The following is a 2540-nucleotide window of genomic DNA, read 5'->3' as shown; positions in this document are numbered from 1 at the left end:
ATATATACGGCAAGGCGACCTTGACGCGGTTTGAAGAGATTTTTGAAGAGTATGAAACGAAAAGGAGGTTGGTCATTGTACCAGCCTCCTTTTGAGTATGATATAATAGTTCTATGAGATTAGATAAATTTTTAGTTGCCTGCGCTGTGGGAAGTCGGACTGAGGTCAAAAACTTGCTCAAGGCTGGGCGCGTGACGGTAAATGGTAAAAAAGAAAAATCAGCTAAATTGCAGATTGATGAAGAAAGAGATGAGATTCGCTTTGATGGGCAAGTGTTGGAGTATGAAGAGTTTGTCTACTATATGATGAACAAGCCCCAAGGAGTTATCTCAGCGACTGAGGATCCCAAGCACAGAACCGTTCTGGACTTGTTGGATGATATTGCTCGGAGCAAGGAAGTTTTCCCAGTAGGGCGCTTGGATATCGATACGCATGGACTCCTGCTCCTGACCAATGACGGTCAGCTTGCCCATGCTCTTCTTTCACCCAAGCGTCATGTGGATAAGACCTATCTGGCTCAGGTCAAGGGAATTATGACACAAGAAGATGTGGAGATATTTGCTGAGGGTATTCCTCTCAAAGACTTTACTTGTCAACCCGCTAGACTGGAGATTCTTTCCACAGATGCAGAAAAGAATCAGAGCCAAATCCGTGTGACTATTGCAGAAGGAAAGTTTCATCAGGTCAAGCGTATGGTGGGCTACTGTGGCAAGGAAGTGGTGGACTTGCAACGATTGACTATGGGAACTTTAGTATTAGATGAGAACCTGGAACGAGGGGAATGGCGTCGCTTGACCAAGGAAGAATTAGAAATTCTCCTTGCTAGTATTGCTTAATTTGATTTATATTTGAAAAAGGTGAGGAAGAATGTCCTTGCCTTTTATGTTTTTTAGTTGCTTCCTTTGTGAAAAGAGTTATAATAGACTGTAGAATAAAAGGAGGAATCTATGAACGCGATTCAAGAATCATTTACTGATAAACTATTTGCCAACTATGAAGCAAATGTAAAATACCAAGCGATTGAAAATGCTGCTAGCCACAACGGAATTTTTGCAGCTCTGGAACGTCGCCAAAGCCATGTAGACAACACACCTGTTTTCTCATTGGATTTAACCAAGGACAAGGTCACTAACCAGAAAGCGTCTGGTCGTTGCTGGATGTTTGCGGCTCTCAACACTTTTCGCCACAAACTCATCTCGCAATACAAATTGGAGAACTTTGAGTTGTCACAAGCCCACACTTTCTTCTGGGACAAGTATGAGAAATCAAACTGGTTCTTGGAGCAAGTCATTGCGACTGCAGACCAAGAATTGACGAGCCGTAAGGTTAGCTTCTTACTCCAAATACCACAACAAGATGGTGGTCAATGGGATATGGTCGTTTCCCTCTTTGAAAAATACGGTGTCGTGCCTAAGTCAGTTTATCCTGAGTCTGTTTCATCTAGTAGCAGCCGTGAGCTAAATGCAATCCTTAACAAATTGCTGCGCCAAGATGCTCAAATCTTGCGTGACTTACTAGCTTCTGGCGCAGACCAAGCGACTGTTCAAGCTAAGAAAGAAGACCTCTTGCAAGAGATCTTTAACTTCCTTGCCATGTCACTAGGACTACCACCACGTAAATTTGACTTTGCTTATCGTGATAAGGATAATAACTACCAAAGCGAAAAAGGTATTACTCCACAGGAATTTTACAAGAAATATGTCAATCTTCCTTTAGAAGACTACGTTTCTGTTATCAATGCTCCAACTGCTGATAAACCATACGGTAAATCTTACACAGTTGAGATGTTGGGAAATGTCGTTGGTAGCCGTGCGGTTCGTTACATCAACGTTCCAATGGAGCGCTTGAAAGAATTGGCGATTGCCCAAATGCAAGCAGGTGAGACTGTTTGGTTTGGTTCTGATGTTGGCCAGCTCAGCAACCGCAAAGCTGGAATCCTTGCGACAGATGTTTATGACTTTGAATCAAGCATGGACATTAAACTTACTCAAGACAAGGCTGGACGTTTGGACTATAGCGAAAGCTTGATGACCCACGCCATGGTCTTGACAGGTGTTGACTTGGACGAAAATGGTAAATCAACCAAGTGGAAGGTTGAAAACTCATGGGGAGACAAGGTCGGTACAGATGGTTACTTTGTTGCCTCAGACGCTTGGATGGACGAATACACTTACCAAATCGTTGTCCGTAAGGAATTGCTGACAGCAGAAGAACAAGCTGCCTATGAAGCAGAACCAATTGTGCTTGCACCATGGGATCCAATGGGTGCCTTGGCAGAATAATACTCAATGAAAATCAAAGAGCAAACTAGGAAGCTAGCCGCAGGTTGCTCAAAACACTGTTTTGAGGTTGTAGATAAGACTGACGAAGTCAGTAACCATATGTCTAAGGCAAGGCGACGTTGACGCGGTTTGAAGAGATTTTCGAAGAGTATTATAGTCTTTTCTAATAACAAGCCATAGTCACTTATAAGAATTACTAATAAAGCGTTTGAAGAGCATAACTGAAATAAAGCTATAAAACACGCTATACAAAGGATT

The 2540-nt window shown here is 42.6% G+C and carries 2 protein-coding genes; both read left to right on the top strand.

Annotated features, from left to right (window positions below):
* Positions 1–113: 113 nt before the first annotated feature.
* Positions 114–836 (top strand): pseudouridine synthase, encoded by a 723-nt coding sequence (locus HT715_RS02080; protein WP_138699698.1) that lies wholly within the window; start codon positions 114–116, stop codon positions 834–836.
* Between the two features lie 111 nt (positions 837–947).
* Positions 948–2282, top strand: coding sequence for an aminopeptidase C (gene pepC / locus HT715_RS02075; RefSeq protein ID WP_050971442.1), 1335 nt, complete (start codon positions 948–950; stop codon positions 2280–2282).
* Positions 2283–2540: the final 258 nt, after the last annotated feature.

The organism is Streptococcus sp. 4155, assembly GCF_013276695.1.
Taxonomy (GTDB): Bacteria; Bacillota; Bacilli; order Lactobacillales; family Streptococcaceae; genus Streptococcus; species Streptococcus pseudopneumoniae.
The sequence above is the reverse complement of the archived record's forward strand: the minus strand, read 5'-3'. Positions and strand labels throughout refer to the sequence as shown.

What these genes read in the sequence shown, in the direction of transcription:
- HT715_RS02080 (WP_138699698.1), top strand. Translation starts at nt 114, where the DNA reads ATGAGATTAGATAAATTTTTAGTTGCCTGCGCTGTGGGAAGTCGGACT.
- pepC (WP_050971442.1), top strand. Translation starts at nt 948, where the DNA reads ATGAACGCGATTCAAGAATCATTTACTGATAAACTATTTGCCAACTAT.